At 67.8% G+C, this 20,798-nt stretch carries 19 protein-coding genes; 13 read left to right on the forward strand and 6 right to left on the reverse strand.

Translation table 11 applies throughout. The annotated features are described in order from the left end of the window. Positions 1-333 precede the first annotated feature (333 nt). From urtA to HMH01_RS16320, 7 genes are all read left to right on the forward strand, one after another. Positions 334-1,593 (forward strand): urea ABC transporter substrate-binding protein, encoded by a 1,260-nt coding sequence (gene urtA / locus HMH01_RS16290; protein ID WP_246237457.1) that lies wholly within the window; start codon positions 334-336, stop codon positions 1,591-1,593. A gap of 55 nt (positions 1,594-1,648) precedes the next feature. Next, complete coding sequence (gene urtB / locus HMH01_RS16295; protein ID WP_171326862.1) at positions 1,649-3,598, forward strand: urea ABC transporter permease subunit UrtB; 1,950 nt, start codon at positions 1,649-1,651, stop codon at positions 3,596-3,598. A 4-nt stretch (positions 3,599-3,602) separates the two neighbouring features. Further along, a complete protein-coding gene (gene urtC / locus HMH01_RS16300) occupies positions 3,603-4,871 on the forward strand; it encodes an urea ABC transporter permease subunit UrtC (RefSeq protein WP_171326863.1) in 1,269 nt (422 codons plus the stop codon). After that, on the forward strand, positions 4,868-5,608 hold the full coding sequence (gene urtD, locus HMH01_RS16305) for an urea ABC transporter ATP-binding protein UrtD (RefSeq protein WP_171326864.1): 741 nt from the start codon (positions 4,868-4,870) through the stop codon (positions 5,606-5,608). The genes urtC and urtD overlap by 4 nt, the downstream gene beginning before the upstream one ends. A 2-nt stretch (positions 5,609-5,610) precedes the next feature. Next, on the forward strand, positions 5,611-6,306 hold the full coding sequence (gene urtE / locus HMH01_RS16310) for an urea ABC transporter ATP-binding subunit UrtE (protein WP_171326865.1): 696 nt from the start codon (positions 5,611-5,613) through the stop codon (positions 6,304-6,306). Positions 6,307-6,803: 497 nt separating this feature from the next. After that, a complete protein-coding gene (locus HMH01_RS16315; RefSeq protein WP_171326866.1) occupies positions 6,804-8,954 on the forward strand; it encodes a sensor histidine kinase in 2,151 nt (716 codons plus the stop codon). Then, complete coding sequence (locus HMH01_RS16320; protein WP_171326867.1) at positions 8,951-9,607, forward strand: LuxR C-terminal-related transcriptional regulator; 657 nt, start codon at positions 8,951-8,953, stop codon at positions 9,605-9,607. Before HMH01_RS16315 ends, HMH01_RS16320 begins: the two co-directional genes overlap by 4 nt. 9 nt (positions 9,608-9,616) lie before the next feature. On the opposite strand, the gene HMH01_RS16325 is transcribed toward HMH01_RS16320, so the two are convergent. From HMH01_RS16325 to HMH01_RS16345, 5 genes are all read right to left on the reverse strand, one after another. After that, positions 9,617-10,849 carry a surface lipoprotein assembly modifier gene (locus HMH01_RS16325; protein WP_171326868.1) on the reverse strand — a complete coding sequence of 411 codons (1,233 nt, stop codon included), beginning with the start codon at positions 10,847-10,849 and terminating at the stop codon, positions 9,617-9,619. A 59-nt stretch (positions 10,850-10,908) separates the two neighbouring features. Continuing rightward, positions 10,909-11,577: a hypothetical protein gene (locus tag HMH01_RS16330; RefSeq protein WP_171326869.1), complete on the reverse strand. Its 669-nt coding sequence runs from the start codon at positions 11,575-11,577 to the stop codon at positions 10,909-10,911. Between the two features lie 341 nt (positions 11,578-11,918). Then, entirely contained in the window at positions 11,919-12,404 is a 486-nt protein-coding gene (bfr, locus tag HMH01_RS16335) for a bacterioferritin (protein ID WP_171326870.1), read from the reverse strand. After that, positions 12,391-12,645: a (2Fe-2S)-binding protein gene (locus HMH01_RS16340; protein WP_171326871.1), complete on the reverse strand. Its 255-nt coding sequence runs from the start codon at positions 12,643-12,645 to the stop codon at positions 12,391-12,393. The genes bfr and HMH01_RS16340 overlap by 14 nt, the downstream gene beginning before the upstream one ends. Before the next feature lie 420 nt (positions 12,646-13,065). Next, positions 13,066-13,479: an RrF2 family transcriptional regulator gene (locus HMH01_RS16345; protein ID WP_171326872.1), complete on the reverse strand. Its 414-nt coding sequence runs from the start codon at positions 13,477-13,479 to the stop codon at positions 13,066-13,068. Between the two features lie 119 nt (positions 13,480-13,598). On the opposite strand from HMH01_RS16345, the gene HMH01_RS16350 reads away from it, so the two are divergent. The 5 genes from HMH01_RS16350 (at position 13,599) to HMH01_RS16370 (ending at position 17,083) form a co-directional block, all read left to right on the forward strand. Beyond that, entirely contained in the window at positions 13,599-14,093 is a 495-nt protein-coding gene (locus HMH01_RS16350; RefSeq protein WP_171326873.1) for a hemerythrin domain-containing protein, read from the forward strand. 7 nt (positions 14,094-14,100) lie between these two features. After that, on the forward strand, positions 14,101-14,634 hold the full coding sequence (locus HMH01_RS16355; RefSeq protein WP_171326874.1) for a DUF2478 domain-containing protein: 534 nt from the start codon (positions 14,101-14,103) through the stop codon (positions 14,632-14,634). Beyond that, positions 14,635-15,114, forward strand: a complete 480-nt coding sequence (locus HMH01_RS16360; protein WP_171326875.1) for a hemerythrin domain-containing protein — start codon at positions 14,635-14,637, stop codon at positions 15,112-15,114. It abuts the gene before it with no gap. Positions 15,115-15,198: 84 nt separating this feature from the next. Beyond that, on the forward strand, positions 15,199-16,404 hold the full coding sequence (locus tag HMH01_RS16365) for an NnrS family protein (protein ID WP_171326876.1): 1,206 nt from the start codon (positions 15,199-15,201) through the stop codon (positions 16,402-16,404). Positions 16,405-16,414: 10 nt separating this feature from the next. Next, a complete protein-coding gene (locus HMH01_RS16370; protein ID WP_171326877.1) occupies positions 16,415-17,083 on the forward strand; it encodes an NnrU family protein in 669 nt (222 codons plus the stop codon). Positions 17,084-17,104: 21 nt separating this feature from the next. Here HMH01_RS16370 and HMH01_RS16375 read toward each other — a convergent pair whose 3' ends face one another. Next, the gene (locus tag HMH01_RS16375; RefSeq protein ID WP_171326878.1) at positions 17,105-17,803 is read right to left on the reverse strand and encodes a helix-turn-helix domain-containing protein; all 699 of its coding nucleotides are present in this window, start codon (positions 17,801-17,803) and stop codon (positions 17,105-17,107) included. Between the two features lie 258 nt (positions 17,804-18,061). Between HMH01_RS16375 and HMH01_RS16380 the strand changes: the two genes are divergently transcribed. Further along, entirely contained in the window at positions 18,062-20,785 is a 2,724-nt protein-coding gene (locus HMH01_RS16380; RefSeq protein WP_171326879.1) for a nitrate/nitrite transporter, read from the forward strand. The last annotated feature ends 13 nt before the right edge of the window (positions 20,786-20,798 follow it).

The following is a 20,798-nucleotide window of genomic DNA, read 5'->3' on the forward strand; positions in this document are numbered from 1 at the left end:
AGGGGGCGCTGGCGGTGCTCATGATCAATTGATGCACATTGCCCGATCACAGAGCAGTATTTCTGCTTAAAAACATTTCATGCAAACCGATCGGGCCTTTTTTATGCGCAATTCCTGCGGTGCCGTTCGTCAACCCCTGCTTACTGAGCCCATGGCGGTCCCGCGCGGCGGGGCTGTCGGGCGGGGTGGCCTGCGCAGATGCACGATCCCCGTGTGGTGAAACGAAGCGCTGTGCCCGCATCGGCGCCTTTCCCCTGGAATGGCGGCCGGAGACAGGCGGGTATCCAGTCGGAAGGGGGAATACGCGTTATGAGAAAAGCAGGTTTTCTTGCCATGGCTTCCACGGCTGCGATCATGTCGGCGGGAAGCAGCCTTGCACAGGAGTGTCCCATCAAGGTCGGCGTCCTGCACTCGCTTTCGGGAACGATGGCAATTTCCGAGACGACGCTCAAGGACACCATGCTGATGCTGGTCGACCAGCAGAACAAGAAGGGTGGCCTGCTGGGGTGCGACCTGGAGGCGGTGGTCGTGGACCCGGCCTCGGACTGGCCTCTCTTCGCCGAGAAGGCCCGAGAGCTTCTGACCGTGCACGAAGTGGACGTGATGTTCGGCAACTGGACCAGCGTCAGCCGCAAGTCGGTGCTGCCCGTGATCGAGGAACTGAACGGGCTTCTGTTCTACCCGGTCCAGTACGAGGGTGAGGAAAGCTCGAAGAACGTGTTCTATACGGGGGCCGCGCCCAACCAGCAGGCGATCCCGGCGGTGGACTACTTCCTCGAGGAACTGGGTGTCGAGAAGTTCGCGCTGCTCGGGACCGACTATGTCTATCCGCGCACCACGAACAACATCCTGCAATCCTATCTGATGTCGAAGGGGATCGCGGAAGCGGACATCTTCGTGAACTACACCCCGTTCAGCCATTCCGACTGGTCCACGATCGTTTCCGACGTGGTCGCGCTCGGGGCCGACGGCAAGCAGGTCGGGGTCGTTTCGACGATCAATGGCGATGCGAATATCGGGTTCTACAAGGAACTGGCCGCGCGCGGCGTGTCGGCCGACGACATCCCCGTGATCGCGTTCTCGGTGGGCGAGGAGGAACTGTCGGGGCTCGATACCACCAACCTCGTGGGGCACCTGGCCGCCTGGAACTACTTCATGTCGGCGGACGCCGAGCAGAATTCGGCCTTCATCGAGGCGTGGCACGCCTTCATCGGCGACGAGAACCGCGTCACCAACGATCCGATGGAGGCGCATTACATCGGCTTCAACATGTGGGTGAATGCGGCCACGGCAGCGGGCACGACCGATGTCGATGCGGTGCGCAGCGCCATGTACGGTCAGGAATTCCCGAACCTGACCGGTGGCACGGCGGTGATGCTGCCGAACCACCACCTCTCGAAGCCGGTGCTGATCGGAGAGATCCGCGCCGACGGGCAGTTCGACATCATCAGCCAGACCGAGGAAGTTCCGGGTGACGCGTGGACGGACTACCTGCCGGAATCCGCCGTGCTCACCTCTGACTGGAAGGATCTTGGGTGCGGGATGTACAACACCCAGACCCAGACCTGTGTCCAGCTGACGTCGAACTACTGACGGTCGCGGGCGCGCGCCTTCGCGCGCGCCCCATTTTCCTGTTCGGGCAGGCATCATGCTGCGCATTCTTCTGATCATCGTTGCGCTGCTCGCGGCAGCGCCGGCCCATCTGGTTCGGGCGCAGGGCCTGCAAGAGGTATTGCAGCCCCATGCCGAGGAGGTGGCGAACCCAAGCCGCCAGCGCGTCGCGGTGGTGCTCGACGCGCTGATCGAGGCGGGGCATCCCGGCGTGTCGGGGTTTCTCGAACGGTGGCAGAACCGCGAGGTCGTGCTGAACCGCTCCGACGGGCTGTTCTACTATGCAGGCCAGGCTTCGGACGGGCAGATCGCGCTTCTCGACATCGAGACGGGGCAGGATGCGGGGCGCGTGCCCGCCTCGGCCATCCAGGAGATCCGCCCCAACGGGGGCGTCCGGCGCGAGATCGCAGGCGCCCTGGTGCAGTTCCAGTTGTCCGCACCGGACATCGTCCTGCGGCGGGATGCGCTCGACACGATCGGGCGGTCCCCCTCTGCCGACCACATGGAGCCGCTGGCCGCATCGCTCGAGGATGAAACGGACACCGCCCTGCGGATCCGCAAGGCGCGGCTGCTGGGCCTGTTGCAGGCCCGCTTCGCGGAAACGACCGAGGGCCGCGTCGCTGCGATCGAGGGGCTTGCGGGGGATGTCTCGGTCGATGTGCGCGCCACGCTGAACCAGATCCTCGCGACCAGCGCGGGCGTCGCGCCGCAACTGCCGGCCGGAAACATCGCCCGCCTGCTGGAACCCGGAAGCCCCGAACTTTCCCGCGCAGAGGCCTATGCCCGGCTGGTCGAGTCCGGCCTGGCCCCGCCGCGTATCCCCGCGGCGCAGATCAGGGATGCGCTGGTGGCCAATGTCGTGGACGGTCGCGCGGGCGGGATTGCCGTCGGGCAACTCGACACCGAGGCGCGCCGGCTCGACGCCTATGCCGCGCTTGCGGCAGCCGGCACCGTTCCGCCCACCGTGTCCGAGGACGAGGTCCGCGCTGCGCTCGATGCGCATGTCTTCTACCTGGCCTATGCCGACCCCGATGCCGCCGTGACCCGGGCCGCGGCCCGCGTGCTTGCCGCGATCGAGCGCCGGGTCGCGTTCGATCAGGCGCTGGACCTGGCGCTCGATGCGCTGTCGCTGTCCTCGATCTACTTCCTTGCGGCCATCGGACTCGCCATCACCTTCGGGGTGATGGGCGTGATCAACATGGCCCATGGCGAATTCATAATGATGGGTGCCTATACCGGCTATGTGGTGCAGCTCTTCATCCCCGACTACACGCTGGCGCTGATCGTGGCGCTGCCGCTGGCCTTTGCCGTGACCTTCGGGGCCGGCGTGGCGATGGAACGGCTGGTGATCCGCTGGCTTTATCATCGCCCGCTCGAGACGCTGCTTGCCACCTTCGGCATCTCCATCGCGCTGCAACAGCTTGCGAAGAACATCTTCGGCACGCAGGCGCGGCCGCTGACCGCCCCCGGATGGCTGGATGGCGCGCTGGTCTACAACGAGGTCATCCAGATCAGCCATATCCGTATCGCGATCTTTTTCCTGGCGCTCATGTTCCTGGGGCTGATCCTGTTCGTGCTGAACCGGACGCGCCTCGGGCTGGAGGTGCGGGCCGTGACCCAGAACCCCGGCATGGCGGCCTCGATGGGGATCAACCCGGACCGCATCAACATGCTGACCTTCGGGCTGGGCTCGGGCATCGCGGGGATCGCGGGCGTGGCGATAGGGCTCTATGCCAAGGTCACGTCCGAGATGGGCCAGGACTATATCGTGCAAAGCTTCATGACCGTGGTCGTGGGCGGGGTGGGCAACGTCTGGGGCACGCTTGCGGGTGCGGTGATGATCGGAACCCTGCAGAAGGGCATCGAATGGATGAACCCGTCCAACACGCTTGCGGCGCAGACCTACATGATCCTTTTCATCATCCTGTTCATCCAGTTCCGCCCCAAGGGCATCGTCGCCCTCAAGGGCCGCGCGGCGGAGGCCTGACGCCATGACCCGGACCGCAACCATCGCCGGCCCCGCATTCCCCACCCGCCGCAGCTTTCTTGCCGAGAACCCGTCGGTGCTGTGGTTTCTCCTGGCGCTTGCGCTGTTCACGGCGCTGGTGACGTTCCTTGCCGAGGCGACGGGCATCGGCGTCGTGTCCACCTCGTTCGTCAAGACGCTGGGCAAGACGCTGTGCCTGTGCCTGGTTGCCATCGCGATGGATGCCGTATGGGGGCATTGCGGGATCCTGTCGCTCGGGCACATGGCCTTTTTCGGGCTCGGGGGCTACGCGATCGGCATGTGGCTGATGTATGCCCGCACCGAGATCATCGTCGCCGAAAGCCTTGCGGCCGCGCCGATCCCGCCCACCGAACAGGAGATCGTCGACGCCATCGCGACGCAGATCTTCGGGGTGGTCGGCACCTCGGAATTTCCCTGGGCGTGGGCCTTCGCCGACAGCCTGTTCCTGCAGCTTCTGCTGGTGGTGCTGGTCCCCGGCCTTCTTGCGCTGGTGTTCGGCTGGCTGGCCTTCCGCAGCCGCGTCACCGGGGTCTATCTGTCCATCCTCACGCAGGCCATGACGCTTGCGCTGTCGCTCTATCTTTTCCAGAACGACAGCGGGCTACGGGGCAACAACGGGCTGTCGGGCCTGCAGAACATCCCCGGCTACGAGGATGTCCCGCAATCGGTGGTCTCGATCGCCTTCTTCTGGGTCGCGGCGCTGGCGCTGGGCCTGGGCTATGTCCTTCTGGCCTGGACGGTGTCGGGCAAGATGGGAAGCGTCATCCGGGGCATCCGCGACGACGAGGCGCGGGTGCGATTTCTCGGCTACCATGTCGAGAGCTACAAGCTTTTCGTGTTCACCCTGACCGCGGTGATCGCGGGCATCGCCGGGGCTCTCTACTATCCGCAAGCCGGCATCATCAACCCCGCAGAGATGGCGCCGATCGCCTCGATCTATCTTGCGGTCTGGGTCGCCATCGGCGGGCGCGGGCGGCTTTACGGGGCCGTGATCGGGGCGGCCCTGGTATCGTTGCTCTCGTCCTGGTTCACCGGCGGCGGTGCGCCCGACATCGCGCTGGGCGGGTATGTGATCCGCTGGACCGACTGGTGGCTGGTGCTTCTGGGGGTGTCCTTCGTCGGGGTCACGTTGTTCTTCCCCAAGGGGATCGGCGGGCTTTTCGATCTGGTCGCGCAGCGCCGCGCGCCGGATCGGCAGGGCGATTACGGGCCCGAGGCGGGCGCCTGGCGCAAGGAGGAGGGCGAGCAATGAGCGCGCTTCTGGAAGTTTCGGGCGTCTCGGTGTCCTTCGACGGGTTCAAGGCCATCAACAACCTGTCGCTCGAGATCGGCGAGCCGGAATTGCGGGCCATAATCGGGCCGAACGGTGCCGGGAAGACCACCTTCATGGACATCATCACCGGCAAGACCCGACCCGACGAGGGCCGCGTCACCTGGGGCGAGAAGAGCGTGTCGCTGCTGTCGCTCAGCGAAAGCCGGATCGCGCGGGCCGGGATCGGGCGCAAGTTCCAGCGGCCCACCGTCTTCGAGGCGCAGAGCGTGCGCGAGAACCTGGCCATGGCGCTGAAGAATCCGCGCGGGCCGTTCGACGTGTTGTTCTACCGCAAGTCCGACCGCGCCGCGCGGCGCATAGAGGAAATCGCCGACGAGATCGGCCTTCTGGCGCAGCTGCCGCGCCGCGCGGGCGAGTTGAGCCACGGTCAGAAGCAATGGCTGGAGATCGGGATGCTGCTGGCACAGGATCCGCGGCTGCTGCTTGTCGACGAGCCGGCCGCCGGGATGACCCCGGCCGAACGCGAGCACACCACGGATCTTCTGAAGAGAGCGGCCGAAACCCGGGCCGTGATCGTGGTCGAGCACGACATGGAGTTCGTGCGCCGGCTGGAATGCAAGGTGACGGTGCTGCACGAGGGGTCGGTGCTGGCCGAGGGGTCGCTCGACCATGTGACGCGGAACAAGGACGTCATAGACGTCTATCTGGGGCGCTGAGGATGCTGGAAGTTCGCGATCTGACCTTGCGCTACGGGCAGAGCCAGATCCTGCACGGGGTCAGCCTGGTGACGCGCCGGGGCGAGGTGACGGCCGTGATGGGGACGAACGGCGTGGGCAAGACGAGCCTTCTGAAGGCAATCGCCGGGCGGCATCCCTTCGCGGGCGGCTCGATCGCGCTCGATGGCCGGGACCTGGGCCGTCCGAACGCCTTCACGGCCGCGAAGGCGGGCATCGCCTATGTGCCGCAAGGGCGCGAGATCTTTCCGTTGCTGACCGTGACCGAGAACCTGGAAACAGGCTTTGCCTGCCTGGGCCGGTCCGAGCGAAGCGTTCCTGGACGGATCTTCGAACTGTTCCCGGTGCTCAGGGAAATGAAGGACCGCCGCGGCGGGGACCTGTCGGGCGGCCAGCAGCAACAGCTTGCGATCGCCCGCGCCCTGGTGACACGGCCCCGGGTGCTGCTCCTCGACGAGCCGACCGAGGGCATCCAGCCCAACATCATCAAGCAGATCGGCAAGGTGATCGCCTTCCTGCGGGACGAGGGCCAGATGAGCATTCTGCTGGTAGAGCAATATTTCGACTTTGCGGTGGGCCATGCCGACAGCTTCGTCGTGATGACCCGGGGCGAGGTCAGCTACCGCTGCGAGAAGGCGACGCTCGACCGCGACCGCCTGCTTGCAAGCGTGTCGATCTGACGGGAAGCCCGCAGGGCAGGACGACCCGCCCCCGCCTGCGTGTCCCCCGTGCCGACACCATCCGGCCCGCCAGGCAGCGCGTGATCCGGCGCCACGGAATGAAGGATCGGCACAAGCTGCCCCGCGCAGATGCGCGGCCGGGGCGGTGCCCGCCGCCGGGCGCGTGATGGGCGCCGAAGAAGGGTGGCGGCGTCCGGTTTCGCGCCTGCCGACAGTGCCGCAACGGCCTCAGGGCGATACACCGCAGTACAGTTCCGCACACATGAGCCACGAAAAGCGGCGGCATGCGGGCAATCATGGCGCAATCCCGGTTTGCCTGGGGGGCGACTGCGACTTTCACGCAACGGTTGCAAAAGGCGGCGGGCTACAGCCAGAGAATGCTTGCCTCGAATACTTGTCGCCCTGACTGGATAGCGTTGGATATCCATGCAAGTTTTTATGTGCGGGCAAGTGTTTGCCGATGTCGCGTGATGATTGATCGAGTTTCTTCTGCCCGAATGGCGCCGGCCCCGACACTTCTGGGCGCTGTCCTTGCCGGCCTTGTCCTTGCGCTGGCGATGGTCATTCTGGCGGCAAGACAGCCCTGGCTTGGCCTGGAACTGGGCGCCGATCCCGACAGCGGCGCGGTGCAGGTCCGCGCTGCCGACCCTTCGGGTCCGGCGGCGTCCCTTCCGCCCGGCACCCGCATCCTGGCGCTGGCCGGCGCGGGTGAGCGGATCCTGCCCGGGGCCGTCGACCTGGTCGAGGAACCCGACACCGTCGACACCTATGCCGCCATGAACGACGTCTTCGCGCGGCAGCGCAGCATCGCGCGGATCCTGCAAGGCCAGGAGATCACCCTGGAGGTCGTGGCCGAACCCGGCCAGGCGCCGTCGCGCGTGGCGATCAGCCCGGCACCCTACCGGCCATTGTCGGATCTGCCGGCAATCTTCTGGCTGCAACTGGCGGTCGGGCTGACCGGCTTCTGGCTGGGGGCGTGGATCTGGTCGTTGCAGCGCGGGCAGTGGCCGGCCCGTTTCCTGGCGCTGGCCGGTACGGGGCTGATGATCTCGGCGCTGACGGCTGCGGTCTACAGTGGGCGGGAACTGGCGCTTGGCGGCGCGACGTTCCGGCTGCTGTCGGGGGCCAACCATGCCGGCACGCTGCTGTTCGGCGTGGGCATGATCGGCCTGTTCCTGTGCTATCCGCACCGGCTGGTGGGGCGCCGCGCGCTGGCGCTGCCGGCGATCGTGCTGGGGGCCTGGCTTGCGGTGGACCAGTTGCAGCTTGTCGAGGGGCCGCCCCTTGGCATTCACCTGCCGATCGTGCTGTCGATGGCCACGATCCTGGTGCTGGTGGGCATCCAGTACCGTGTCACGCGCGGCGATCTGGTCGCGCGCACCTCGCTGACATGGCTCGGACTTTCGGTCGCCATCGGGTCGGGGGCCTTCGTCGCGCTGGTCATCATGCCCAACCTGCTGGGACTGGCGCCGATCCTGTCACAGGGCGTGGGCTTCGTGTTCTTCCTGCTGATCTACATGGGCGTGGCGCTCGGGGTGGCGCGGTTCCGGCTGTTCCTGCTCGACGAATGGGCGTTCCGCACGCTGTTCTATGTCGGGGGCGTCCTGCTGCTGCTGGGGGTCGACGCGATCTTCGTCTATGTCGTGCTCGAGGATCGGGTCCCGGCCTTTGCGCTTTCGCTGGTGCTGGTCGGCTGTCTCTACCTGCCGATGCGCGATGCGATCGGCCGGCGCTTCCTGCACAGGTCCACCCTGACGCCCGCGCGGCTGTTTCGCGACGTCGTGGACATCGCCCTCACGCCCCCCGGCGCGGACCAGATTGCCGGCTGGCACCGGCTGCTGGCCAAGGCGTTCGATCCGCTGCGGATCACCCCCTGCGTGCCGCAGGACCGGGCCGCGCTTGCGGCCGAAGGGCTGGCGCTGGTCGTTCCCGGTGCCGGCCCCGTGCCGGCCCTGCGGCTGGAGCATGCCAGCGGCGGTCGGCGGCTGTTCTCGCCGCGCGATGTCGAATTCGCCGCCGAGATCTGCGCCATGCTGCGGGACGCGATGGAAAGCCGCCGCGCCTATGAGAAGGGCGTCGCCGAGGAACGGGCGCGCATCGCGCGCGACATCCACGACAATATCGGCATCCAGCTCATGGGCGCGCTGCACAGCGTCGAGCCGGAAAGCAAGAACCGGATGATCTGCGACTCGCTTTCGGACCTGCGCGACATCATCAGCAACGCCACGGGGCGGGCGCTGAGCCTGGACGAGATGCTCGCGGACCTGCGGGTCCAGATCGCCGACCAGCTGGAGGCGTCGGGGCTGGCGCTCGACTGGCAGGTGGCGGCGGGCGGACAGGGGGCGCTGCCGCTTCAACTCACCCATGCGCTGCGCTCCGTCATCCGCGAGGCGGTCCACAACGCCATCCGTCACGCAGGGGCAAGCCGGGTCACGATCCGCCTGTCCGAGCGCCATGGCGCGATCGCGCTCGGCGTGACCGATGACGGCACGGGATGGACCGGGACGCCGCGCGCGGGCGGCAATGGCATGGCCAACATGCACCGCCGCGCCGAGGCGCTGGGCGGGCGTCTGCAGATCCGGTCCGGGCGCGATGGAACGACGATCCTGGTCGAACTTCCGCTTCTGTCGCGGGGGCAGGCGGCATGAGGCGGGTGATGATCGTCGAGGACATCCCGGCCACGCGCCGCTGGCTGGCGGGGATCGTGGCCGAGGCGTTCCCCGGCAGCCTGATCAACGAGTCCGCCACCTTGCGCGACGGGCGGGCGGCCGCGCGGACATATGCCCCCACGCTTGCGCTGATCGACCTGGGGCTTCCCGACGGGTCCGGTCTCGATGTCCTGCGCGACGTGCTGGCCCACAACCCGGATGCGACCTGCGTGGTCAGCACCGTGATGGGCGACGATGCCCATGTCGTCGCGGCGCTGGCCGCAGGGGCAGGGGGCTACCTGCTCAAGGAACAGCCGCGCGAACTGCTGGTGCGGCAGCTGCGCCAGATCGCCGAGGGCATCCCCGCGCTATCCCCTTCGATAGCCCGCCGGCTGATGGAGCATTTCCGTCTTACCGGGCCGGCCGCGCCCGCGGTGGCATTGACGGCGCGCGAGACGGATGTGCTCGCGCTGATCGGCCGGGGCATGCGCAACAGCGAGGTGGCGCGCCACCTGGGTCTGTCGGATCACACGGTTTCAAGCTATATCAAGGGGATATACCGCAAGCTTGGCATATCCTCGCGCGCCGAGGCGTCATGGCACGCGACCCGGCTGGGACTGGGAACGCGCTGGAAGCCGCCGACCGAAGGCTGATCTGCCGCTTCAGAACGAGCGTGTGATGCCCAGCCCCAGCCGCGTGTTCTCGTATGAGAATATCGCGATCGTCGAGGATTGCTTCTCGTAGCCGATTTCCACGACCGGGGCGAAATCGCCGATCGCCCAGTTGCGGTTCACAAGCCGCAATGTGGCGGTCGTCCTGGTGTCGTCGCGCAGCCTGCCGAAGAAGAACGGCACCGCGTCGCGCCAGTCGGTCCCGCGCGACAGGTCGAGCGATCCGACCAGCCCCCCTTCGAAGGCATAGTCGCCGCCCAGGAAGAATGTCACCCTGCGGCCGCTTTCGACCGGGCTGCGGGCGTCCGTCACCTCTGTCTCTGCGGCGGCGCGCAGTTGCAGGCGGGGCTGCGGCCGGTATCGCGCCTGTACCCGCAGGCTGGTGCTGGTCCCGTCGGCGGCGATGGCGGTGTCGTGGCGCAGGCGTTCGTGGCGGAAACGCAGCTCGACATGGGTGCGGTCGGTCAGGCCGGTGCCCGCGATGAGCGTGGCGTTCACACCCGAGGAATAGGGCTCGACGCCGCTTTCGCCGCGCGTGCGCCCGAGCCAGCGTTCCGACAGGCCGATGCCGAAGGACAGGCGGCCCTCGCGGTCGAAACTGCGGCTGAGCGCGACCTGCAACCCCAGGGTCACGTCGTCCGGCGCCGCGCCGCCGAACAGCTCGGCATCCACCGTCGCGCTGACTTCGAGCCGCAGATCGGGCCGAAGCGTGACCCCGCGGCCCAGCGTGGCGCCCAGCGCAAGCCCGGTCGCCTGCTTCGGCCGGTTCGCGGGATCGAGGACGAAGTCCAGATCCCCGATCCGCAGCCGGCTTTCGGCCGTTGCATTCAGCGGGTTGGTTTCCGTGACGAGCGAGGCGCGCAGGCTGCCCCGCCAGCGATCCGCACGCTCTAGCGCGGCGATCCGGGCCAGGATCTCCTGGCGGGTATCCGCGGGCAGCGTGCCGGCCAGGGCCGCCCGGAAATGAAAGGCTGCGCGATCGTCGCGCCCGAGCAGCCCCAGGACCGAGGCCAGCTCGAGCCGGTAGTTCAGGTCGTCCGGGTCGAGTGAGACCAGCCGCTCGAGATAGGGAAGCGCCGCGCGCGGCTCTCCGGCGCGGCCATGGGCGACGGCCGCTTCCCAGAGCGCCTGTTCCGAGGCGGCGCCGGGGGGCAGCGCGGGGGTCTGCGCCGGACCCGGCGCTGCCGCCAGCAGAACCAGCAGCAACGCAAGGATCGGCGCCATCAGCAGGGATCCGTTCGTCACGATACGCAGGTGGGAGGGCCCCCTCCCTCCCGTTTCCCTCACTGCCGGCGCAGGTAGTATTCGCCCGCGATGGCGTAGTCGGCGATCGCGCCCGAGGTTCCCTCGTCCAGGCGAAGCCCGCCGGATGCCGCACCCGCAGAGCCAGAGGCGCCGCTGCCGAAGAACGGTCCGCCCAGCTGGATGTCCGCATCCCCGCTGAGGGTTTCCCCGCCATCCTGGACGCTGACATTGCCGCGCATCAGCACGGTCATGGAGCCGGTGAAGGCGGTCTGGCCCAGCGCCGAGACTTCGGTGCGCGAGATCGAGCCGACATCGTTGTCGGTCACAAGCTCACCCTGCAACGCGACGGTTCCGTCGCTGTCGGTGAAGCGCAGGTTGTCGATCTGCCCGCTGAACGGGTTGGTGGACTGCCCATCGGTCCAGGCAACATCCAGCGTGACGTCGCCATCGAGGATGCCGAGCTCTTCCACGCCATCGTTCACCGATGCCTGTACCGCGCCCGCATAGGTCGCGTTGATGCTGGTCGGCATGTTGGAGGTGGGTGCGGTTCCCGTCACCTGGTCGAAGTTCTCCTGGAACGGGGTTTCGCTGCTGGAGCCACCGCCGCCGCCACCGCCGCCGCCGCCGTTGGTGCTGCTGTCGCAGGCGCCCAGCGCCACCGTACAGGCAAGCAGAAGTGCCGCGCGGGATGTCCGGCGGGTCGTCATGATCGAAAGCATTCCTGACCTCTTGCGATTGGAAATGGTCCGCTCACTAGAGGGCGCGCGCCGGGGACCGTCATCCCCCCGAACAGGGGGGCAGGGGGTCCCTCGTGTCGATGCGCGACAGGGTCGGGCGAAGGGGACAGGTGCCACCGCGATGGGGGTCATCGCCCGCGACTGGCAGGGTATGGCCCTCGCGGCAGCGCCATGAGCGCGTCTATCCGGACGCACCCTCGATGCGCCGCGCGTGCCTTGGGTCGGATGGGGGGCGGTTTTCCGGCCCTGCCGCAAGACGATCGCGACCGCCGCTGGCGGCGATCACGACAAGTGCCTGCGCAAGGGCCGTCCTATTCGGCCTCGTCCATGCGGGAGGCGTTGAGCTGCGCGTAATTCTCGGCCCCCATGCGCTCGTGCAGGTCGAGCTGGGTTTCGAGAAAGTCGATATGGCCTTCCTCGTCGGCCAGAAGTTCGTCGAACAGGTCCTTGGTGACGTGATCGCCGACCGACTGGCAGTATTCCCGCGCTTCCTTGTAGAGCGCGCGGGCCTCATGTTCCGCGGCCAGGTCGCATTCCAGCGTTTCCCGGGGCGTCTGGCCAATCCGCAGCGAGTCGAGCTTCTGGAGGTTTGGATGCCCCTCCAGGAAGATGATCCGCGCCATGATCTTGTCGGCGTGGTTCATCTCCTCGATGGATTCCGCGCGGCTTTTCCTGGCCATGTGGCCAAGGCCCCAGTCCTCCTGCAGCTTGTAGTGCAGCCAGTACTGGCTGATCGCCGTCAGTTCGCTGCGCAATGCGCGGTTGAGATAGTCGATGACCTTGCTATCGCCCTTCATTTGCGTCCTCCGATGTTGCGGCGCGGCGCAGGCCACGCAGGTTGCGGGGTACTTCGAGATTATCGTTCCCCCGCATCGTGTCGAGGAAGAGTGGCAGGCAGCCGCCGCAATCGGCCGATCGGCCCAGCGCGCGGTAGATCTTGCCGGGCGTGATGATGGTCTCCGGATCGGCTTGCCGCATCCAGTCGATGGCGGCGTGGATGTCGCGGTCGGTTATGCCGGTGCAATGGCAGACGATCATGTTCCGGTCTCCTGGCGGGCCGCGTTCGCTGTGGCCAGGCCGTGGACCTGACACGATCATGGCCGCCCGGCCGACGGGCCTGCCGGTTTCGGCACCTGGCGTTGCCCGCGGGCGCCCCTTTCGATTCATTCCCCCGATTTTGTGACTGAGTTCGTTGCCATTGGCAATGGCTGAGTGAATTACTCGGTCATCCGGAATTCAGCCGGCCGCCAAGGCGGGTCTTTCGCGCAGGCGTTGCCCCGGGCCGCGTGCGGAAAGGGCGGGGATGGCGGCTTCCGGGACCAGCCGAGCCTTGTGCCGGGTGCCACCACGCGGCCGGGCGGCAGTTGCCGCGCGCACCCCGCCGGGCTGTCCGGAGGCCGCTGAATTCCCGGAACGCGGACCGGACGAGCCTGAACACCCGCACCCGCCGCCGGGGGTTCACGCCTCTGCCGGGCGATAGGCGCAATCGGCCAGGGTGCTGCGGTTGAGATCGGCGATGAAGGCGGCCTCTGCATGGGCGAGGCGCGATATCAGGCGGCAGCGTGGCGTGAGCGTGCAGGTATTGCCGCGGGCCGCGAAGCATTCCACCAGCGCCTGGTCGGCCTCGAGCCGGGCCACCACGTCGCCGAGGCGGATGTCCCCGGGGCGCTGCGCCAGGATGGCGCCGCCGCCCCCGCCGCGGCGGGTTTCCAGGTAGCCTGCCCCCGCAAGGGTAGAGATCACCTTTGCCAGATGGTTGCGCGAGACCTTGAATTCGTCGGCAAGCTCGGCGGTGGTGAAGGGGCGGTCCGGCGCGCCCGCCATGCGCATCAGCACGCGCAGGCCGTAATCGGTGAAGGAGGTGAGGCGCAAGGTCGCGGTCCTGATTTGGTAATTGAAGTGCGTATTCGGTCGATGGTATGCGCATTTCAGATACCAATTGAAGCCGGCCCGCGCAAGGACCGCGCGGCGCGCCGGGGGAAGGATCGGACATGAACGACCGCGCAGACGCCGCCGGGGACGCAGACGTGCCGCAGGAAACAGGCGCCCTGATCGACCACATCCTCACCAGGTACCACGCCATGCACCGGCAGGACCTGGCCCTGCTGGCGCCGCTGGCGGACAGGGTCGAGCAGGTCCATGCCGACGATCCGGACGCGCCCAAAGGGCTGGCCCGCGCCATCCGGGCCCTGGCCCGGGAAATGGAGGATCACATGGCGAAGGAAGAGATGATCCTGTTTCCCGCCATGCGCGCCGGCGGTCGGCCCGGCATCGGGCATCCCATCGCGGTGATGCGGGCCGAACATGACGACCACGCCGCGACCATCGCCCTGATCCGCCGGCTGACCGACGACCTGACGCCGCCGGATCACGCCTGCGGATCCTGGGCCGCGCTTTATGGTGGCACCGCGTCACTGCTGGACGATCTTGCCGCGCATGTCGCGCTCGAGAACGACGTGCTGTTTCCCCGGTTCGAGACGAGGTAGGGCAGTCATGCGACTTGCAGCCGTCACAAGGCAGGGGCGCGGCGCGACGGACCGTCTGCTGGGGGCCGTCGCGGACCGGCTGATGCGCGACGGGCTGCGGGTTCTGGGGGCGCTGCGCCCGGTCCGCACGCAGGGCGGCGCGGGACATTGCGACAGCGACCTGTGGCTGTTGCCCGACGGGCCGCTGGTGCGCATCACCCAGGATCTGGGCCCCGGCTCCGGCGCGTGCCGGATGGATGCGGGGGCCTTCGAGGCGGCCGTCGGACAGGTGACGGCCCGCCTGGATGCCGGGCGCGCGGATCTCGTGGTGCTGGGCAAGTTCGGCCTGACCGAGGCCGAGGGACGTGGCTTTCGCACATTGATCGCCGCGGCGCTGGGGCAGGGGGTGCCGGTGCTGACCGGTGTCCCCGACACCCACCGCGCGGCCTTCGAGCGGTTCGCCGGGGGCATTGCGACCGACCTGCGGCCCGACGCGGACGCGATCCTTGGCTGGTGCCGGTCCGCCGTCGCCGGCGATGCGACCCTCACGATGGAGACGTGAATGCACGACCTTGCGACGGACCCGCCGACCGCCTTGCTGATCGATCACATCCGGAACCGGTACCACGACATGTATCGCCGCGACCTGCCGTCGCTGATCGCGCTTGCCCGCAAGGTCGAGACCGCCCATGCGACCGATCCCGCGACGCCGCACGGCCTGACACATGCGCTGGAGGCGATGATCGCCGATCACGAGGCCCATGCCCGCAGCGAGGAAGTGCTCGTCCTCGACGCCCTGCGCACATGGCGCGCGGGCCATGCGGCCGACGCGGTCCTGCGGCTGCGCAAGGAGCATGACCGCCAGGAGGCGGCGCTGAACCGGATCGCCGCGATCACCCACGGCTTCCGGTTGCCCCGCCATGCCTGCGAGAGTTGGCGACGACTCTATGCGGGGCTTGGCCGGCTGGTCGAGGATCTTGACGAGCACCTCGACCTCGAGAACGAAATCCTGTTTCCGCGCCTCGAAGAAATGCGCGGCTGAAAGACGGCTTCCTCCAAGGTGCGGCGCGCTGTCGCCGGATCGCCAGGACAGCCCCGGCCCCATCCCGCGAAGGAGACGCAGCCCATGACCTCGACCGCCCGACGGATGCGCGCCTGGACCGGCCCCGCGATCCTGACCTACGGGTTTCGCCCGTTCTTCCTGGGGGGCGCGGTCTGGGCTGTGCTGGCCATGCTGCTCTGGGTGCCGATGCTGTCGGGGCATGTCGTGCTGCCGACGGCCTTCGACCCGGTCAGCTGGCATGCCCATGCGTTTCTCTATGGCTATGTCGGCGCTGTCGTCGCGGGTTTCCTGCTGACCGCGGTGCCGAACTGGACCGGCCGGATGCCCATCACCGGCTGGCCGCTGGGCGCGCTTGCGGGGCTGTGGCTGGCGGGCCGCGTGGTGGTGACGGTGTCGGCGGGCCTGCCGCCGCTTCTGGTCGCGGGCGTCGACCTGGCCTTTCCGGTGGTCCTGGCCGGGGTGATCGCGCGCGAGATCGTGGCCGGGCGGAACTGGCGCAACCTGATCGTGCTGGCCATGCTGGCGGTCCTTGCGCTGGGCAACGCCCTGTTCCACTGGGAGGCGGCGCGGGGCGGGTATGCCGCGCAGGGCTACGGCCTGCGGCTGGGGCTTGCGGCGACGATCATGATGATCGCCGTGATCGGGGGGCGGATCGTGCCGTCCTTCACCCGCAACTGGCTGGCCCGGCGCGGGCCGGGGCGGCTTCCGGTGGCGCCGATGCAGCGCGTCGACAAGCTGGCGCTGCTGTCGCTTCTGGTCGCGCTCATGCTGTGGCTTGCGCTGCCGCTGCACGCGGCGACCGGGGTGGCTCTGATCGTGGCGGGCCTTGTGCAGCTGCTGCGCCTGGCGCGCTGGGCCGGGGACCGGACCCTGGCAGAGCCGCTGGTGACGGTGCTGCACCTGGGCTACGCCTTCGTGCCGCTCGGCGCGCTGGCCATGGGGGTGGAGATCCTCGTGCCGGGTCCGCTGGGGATCGCGGGGGCGCAGCATCTGTGGATGGGCGGGGCGATCGGGCTGATGACGCTGGCGGTGATGACGCGGGCGACGCTGGGCCATACCGGGCAGGCGCTGGTCGCGGATGCCGGAACGGTCGCCATCTACCTGGCCCTGGTGGTTGCGGTCCTGGCCCGGGTCGCGGCGGGTCTGTGGCCGTCGCAGGCGACGCTTCTGCATGGTGTCGCGGGGCTTGCCTGGATCGCGGCCTTCGGCGGGGTTGCGGCGATCTACGGCCCGCTTCTTCTTTTCGCGGCGCCGGGCAAGCGGATCTGAGGGGCTGGCCATGGGATGGGCCGAATACGCGCTGGCCTTCGCGGCGTTCTTCGCGACGCATTCGCTGCCGGTCCGCCCGCCCCTGCGCCCGCGGCTGGTGGCGCGGCTGGGGGCGGTGGGCTTCGGCGTCGCCTATTCGGCGCTGTCGCTGGGCGTGCTGGCATGGCTCATCGGCGCGGCGGGACGCGCGCCGCATGTCCCGCTGTGGGACTGGGCGCCGTGGCAGAACCACCTTGTGCTGAGCGTCATGCTGCCGGTCTGCCTGATCCTGGCGCTGGCCATCGCGCGCCCGAACCCGTTCTCATTCGGAGGCGCGCGGAACGACCGCTTCGATCCCGCGCGCCCCGGCATCGTGCGGCTGACGCGGCACCCGCTGCTGCTGGCGCTCGCGCTCTGGGCCGCGGCGCATCTGTCGGCCAATGGCGATCTGGCGCATGTCATCCTGTTCGGCACCTTCGCGGGGTTCGCCGTGTTCGGCATGCGGCTGGTCGACCGCCGCCGCCGGCGCGAGATGGGCGCGGCGTGGGACCGTCTCGACAGTGCCCGGCGGCGGGCGCGGCTTCTGCCCCCGCCCGTCTCATGGGGGGGCGCGGCGATCCGGCTGGCGCTGGGCATCGCACTTCATGCGGGGCTTGTCTGGCTGCATCCCTGGCTGTTCGGGGTCAGCCCGCTGACCTGAGCCGGGAGTGCCTGCGCCGGCTCAGCTTGCGGCGTCGTCGATCAGCGGGTTGGGCCTGGCATAGCGTTCGAGTTTCGATCGGTCCTCGATGCGGATCCGTGCCCCCTCGGCCAGGACGCCGTGGGATTGCAGGCCCCGGAACGCGCGGCTCAGATGTTCCGGCGTGACGCCAAGCACCGAGGCGAGCCTGCGCTTTTCCATGCCCAGATGGAATTCCGCCTGGCCGCCCGTGCGCAGCTGCGCGCGCAGCAGGTAATTCGCTAGCCGCTCGGTCGAGCTGCGCAGCTTGAGATCCTTCTGCGCCTTGATCACCGAGCGATAGCATTGCGCCAGTTCGCTGACGATCGCCCGGGCGAACCCGTCATCGACGCCGAAGACGGTTCTCACCTCCTCGCTGGGGATGAGCGCGATGCGGCTTTTCTCCAGCGTGCGCGCCGACATCAGATAGGGCGCGTCGCGGATCGTCGCGGCAAGGATGAAGGTCGAGATCGGGCGCACCGTCGCCATGCTGGTTTCCCGCCCGTTCCAGATCGAGAACAGGTCCACCGCCCCCGAAAGGACGATATGCAGGAAGTCGCTGGGATCGCCCTCGGTGATCAGTTCGACCTGCGGCGGAAAGGTCTGCACGAAGGCACAGCGCATGAGCGCCGCGAAATGATCGTCCGCCATGGCCTCGAAAAGGTGAAGCTGCCGCAGATCCTGATAACTCGAATCGGCCATCCGTTACCTCGTCGGGACACTGCCGGGGGCGCCACTATGGCGGATGTGCTTGATGAACATCAAGCCCGGGAAGGACATTCGTCCGGGCGGTCTTGACATGCGTTTCCGCGGATCCGACTAATATCAATAACCCCTTATATTTAAATGATATTCCCGGCTTTCATGATCCAGATCAAGTTTTGGGCCCGGGCTGCTCCGTAGGTCTGGCGTCAATCCCCGATAGGGGAGCAACACGCCACTCCTGCAGGAGAACCTGCCATGCAGACCGCAGTCACGGCCACGCGCGCGGCGCAGAACCGCGCCCTTGGCCTGAGCACCGTCGCCTTTACCGCCTGCTTCGCGGTCTGGACGATCTTTTCGATCATCGGCGTCGCCATCAAGGACGAGCTGGGCCTGACCGACACCCAGTTCGGGCTTCTGGTGGCCACACCGATCCTGACCGGCTCGATCAGCCGGCTGTTTCTCGGCGTCTGGACCGAGAAATACGGCGGGCGGCTGGTTTTCTCGGCGCAGATGCTGCTGACCGCGCTGGCCACCTGGGCGCTGACGCTTGCGGACAGCTACCCGATGTATCTGCTGGCCGCCCTCGGCGTGGGGCTTGCCGGCGGATCGTTCATCATCGGCGTCGCCTATGTCAGCCGGTGGTACGATGCGGGCCGGCAGGGAACCGCGCTGGGGATCTTCGGCGCGGGCAATGTGGGCGCCGCGGTCACCAAGTTCGTCGCCCCCTTCGTCATGGTCGCCTATGGCTGGCACGGCGTCGCATACGCCTGGGCGGCGGGGCTTGCCACCATCGGCATCCTGTTCTTCCTGCTGGCCAAGGACGATCCCGCGCTGGTCGAACGCAGGCAGAAGGGGATCCGCGCGCCATCGCTCTCCGAGCAGTTCGCGCCGCTGAGGAACCTCCAGGTCTGGCGCTTCTCGCTCTATTATTTCTTCGTCTTCGGCGCCTTCGTCGCCCTTGCGCTGTGGCTGCCGCACTACCTGATCGACGTCTACGGCGTCGATGTGAAGACGGCAGGCATGGCCGCCGCCTCGTTCAGCCTGTCGGCCAGCCTGTTCCGCGCCTATGGCGGGCATCTGAGCGACAAGTTCGGCGCACGCCAGGTCATGTACTGGACCTTCGGCTTTTCGCTGCTGTTCCTGTTCATGCTGTCCTACCCGCCCACGGACTACGTCATCCAGGGCAAGAACGGGCCGATCGCCTTCGCGACGTCCATGGGGCTGTGGCCCTTCATCGCGACGCTGTTCGCGCTGGGCTTCTTCATGAGCCTGGGCAAGGCCGCGGTGTTCAAGCACATCCCCGTCTACTACCCGAACCATGTCGGCGCCGTGGGCGGCCTGGTGGGCATGATCGGGGGGCTTGGCGGCTTCGTGCTGCCCATCGTGTTCGGCGCCGCGCTCGACCTGACCGGGATCTACACCTCCTGCTTCGCGATCCTGTTCTGCCTTGTCGCCGTGGCCCTGACCTGGATGCACCTGGCGATCCGCGCGATGGAACGCAAGGTGCGCGGCCCGGAACTGGAACTGCTGCCGGCCCTGCCCGAGATGCAGGAGATCCACGTCCCCGGCAAGACCGACATGCCGCGCGTGCTGGAGGACTGGCGCCCCGAGGACCGCACATTCTGGGAAGAGACCGGGCGTGCCGTGGCGCGGCGCAACCTGTGGATCTCGATCCCGGCGCTGCTGCTGGCCTTCTCGGTCTGGATGGTCTGGTCGATGGTCGTGGCGCGGCTGCCCGCGATCGGGTTCGACTTCAGCTCGGACCAGCTGTTCTGGCTGGCCTCGCTGCCGGCGCTGTCGGGGGCGACGCTGCGCATCTTCTACGGGTTCATGGTGCCGATCTTCGGCGGCCGGCTGTGGACGACGCTTTCGACCGCCTCGCTGCTTCTGCCGGCCATCGGCATCGGCTACGCGGTGCAGAACCCCGAGACGCCCTACCTGATCTTCCTGACGCTTGCGCTGCTGTGCGGGCTTGGCGGGGCGAACTTCGCCTCCTCCATGGCCAATATCGGCTATTTCTTCCCCAAGGCGGAAAAGGGCAATGCACTCGCGCTCAATGCCGGGCTCGGCAACCTGGGCGTCAGCGTGATGCAGTTCCTCGTGCCGGTCGTCATCACCATGGGCGTCTTCGGCGCCATGGGCGGCGCGCCGCAGGCGCTTTCCGACGGCGGGCAGCTGTGGATGCAGAACGCGGGCTTCATCTGGGTGCCGTTCATCCTGGTGGCCACGATCGCGGCCTGGGTCGGCATGAACGACATCGCCGACGCAAAGGCCAGCTTCGCCCAGCAATCGGTGATCTTCGGGCGCACCCACAACTGGCTGATGTGCGTGCTCTATATCGGGACATTCGGCAGCTTCATCGGCTATTCGGCGGGTTTCCCGCTGCTGAGCCGGATCGCCTTCCCGGACATCAACGCCCTGCAATACGTCTTTCTCGGCCCCCTGATCGGCGCGCTGTCCCGCGCCGGCACCGGCTGGCTTGCGGACAGGCATGGCGGCGGGCGCGTCACCTTCTGGGTCTTCGCCGGCATGATCGTCTCGGTTCTCGCGGTGATCCTGTCGCTTCAGGCGGGCAGCTTCGCCGGGTTCTTCGCGGGCTTCATGGCGCTGTTCTTCTTCACCGGGGTTGGCAACGCATCCACCTTCCAGATGATCCCGGTGATCATGGGCCGCGAGGTGCCGCGCCTGATGCCGCATCTGACCGGGGCCGACCGCGCGCGCCAGATCGCGATGGAATCGGGCGGGATCGTCGCCTTTACCAGCGCGATCGGGGCCTATGGCGGGTTCTTCATCCCCAAGGCCTACGGCTCGTCCATCGCGATGACCGGCAGCCCGATCGGCGCGCTCTGGGTGTTCCTCGCCTTCTACGTCCTCTGCCTTGCGATCACCTGGCTCGTCTACACGCGGCCCGGCGGATTGCTCCACGCCATCGAACACGGCCGGCCGCTGGCCAGCGCCGCAGCCGGGCCCGCCCGATGACCCGGCCGAATAC

The sequence above is a fragment of the Halovulum dunhuangense genome (genome assembly GCF_013093415.1).
In the GTDB taxonomy this organism is placed as follows: Bacteria; Pseudomonadota; Alphaproteobacteria; order Rhodobacterales; family Rhodobacteraceae; genus Halovulum; species Halovulum dunhuangense.

Excerpts from the sequence above, each read along its gene's own strand:
- urtA (WP_246237457.1), top strand. The coding sequence starts at position 334 with ATGGCTTCCACGGCTGCGATCATGTCGGCGGGAAGCAGCCTTGCACAG.
- urtB (WP_171326862.1), top strand. The coding sequence starts at position 1,649 with ATGCTGCGCATTCTTCTGATCATCGTTGCGCTGCTCGCGGCAGCGCCG.
- urtC (WP_171326863.1), top strand. The coding sequence starts at position 3,603 with ATGACCCGGACCGCAACCATCGCCGGCCCCGCATTCCCCACCCGCCGC.
- urtD (WP_171326864.1), top strand. The coding sequence starts at position 4,868 with ATGAGCGCGCTTCTGGAAGTTTCGGGCGTCTCGGTGTCCTTCGACGGG.
- urtE (WP_171326865.1), top strand. The coding sequence starts at position 5,611 with ATGCTGGAAGTTCGCGATCTGACCTTGCGCTACGGGCAGAGCCAGATC.
- HMH01_RS16315 (WP_171326866.1), top strand. The coding sequence starts at position 6,804 with ATGGCGCCGGCCCCGACACTTCTGGGCGCTGTCCTTGCCGGCCTTGTC.
- HMH01_RS16320 (WP_171326867.1), top strand. The coding sequence starts at position 8,951 with ATGAGGCGGGTGATGATCGTCGAGGACATCCCGGCCACGCGCCGCTGG.
- HMH01_RS16325 (WP_171326868.1), bottom strand. The coding sequence starts at position 10,849 with ATGGCGCCGATCCTTGCGTTGCTGCTGGTTCTGCTGGCGGCAGCGCCG.
- HMH01_RS16330 (WP_171326869.1), bottom strand. The coding sequence starts at position 11,577 with ATGACGACCCGCCGGACATCCCGCGCGGCACTTCTGCTTGCCTGTACG.
- bfr (WP_171326870.1), bottom strand. The coding sequence starts at position 12,404 with ATGAAGGGCGATAGCAAGGTCATCGACTATCTCAACCGCGCATTGCGC.
- HMH01_RS16340 (WP_171326871.1), bottom strand. The coding sequence starts at position 12,645 with ATGATCGTCTGCCATTGCACCGGCATAACCGACCGCGACATCCACGCC.
- HMH01_RS16350 (WP_171326873.1), top strand. The coding sequence starts at position 13,599 with ATGAACGACCGCGCAGACGCCGCCGGGGACGCAGACGTGCCGCAGGAA.
- HMH01_RS16355 (WP_171326874.1), top strand. The coding sequence starts at position 14,101 with ATGCGACTTGCAGCCGTCACAAGGCAGGGGCGCGGCGCGACGGACCGT.
- HMH01_RS16360 (WP_171326875.1), top strand. The coding sequence starts at position 14,635 with ATGCACGACCTTGCGACGGACCCGCCGACCGCCTTGCTGATCGATCAC.
- HMH01_RS16365 (WP_171326876.1), top strand. The coding sequence starts at position 15,199 with ATGACCTCGACCGCCCGACGGATGCGCGCCTGGACCGGCCCCGCGATC.
- HMH01_RS16370 (WP_171326877.1), top strand. The coding sequence starts at position 16,415 with ATGGGATGGGCCGAATACGCGCTGGCCTTCGCGGCGTTCTTCGCGACG.
- HMH01_RS16375 (WP_171326878.1), bottom strand. The coding sequence starts at position 17,803 with ATGGCCGATTCGAGTTATCAGGATCTGCGGCAGCTTCACCTTTTCGAG.
- HMH01_RS16380 (WP_171326879.1), top strand. The coding sequence starts at position 18,062 with ATGCAGACCGCAGTCACGGCCACGCGCGCGGCGCAGAACCGCGCCCTT.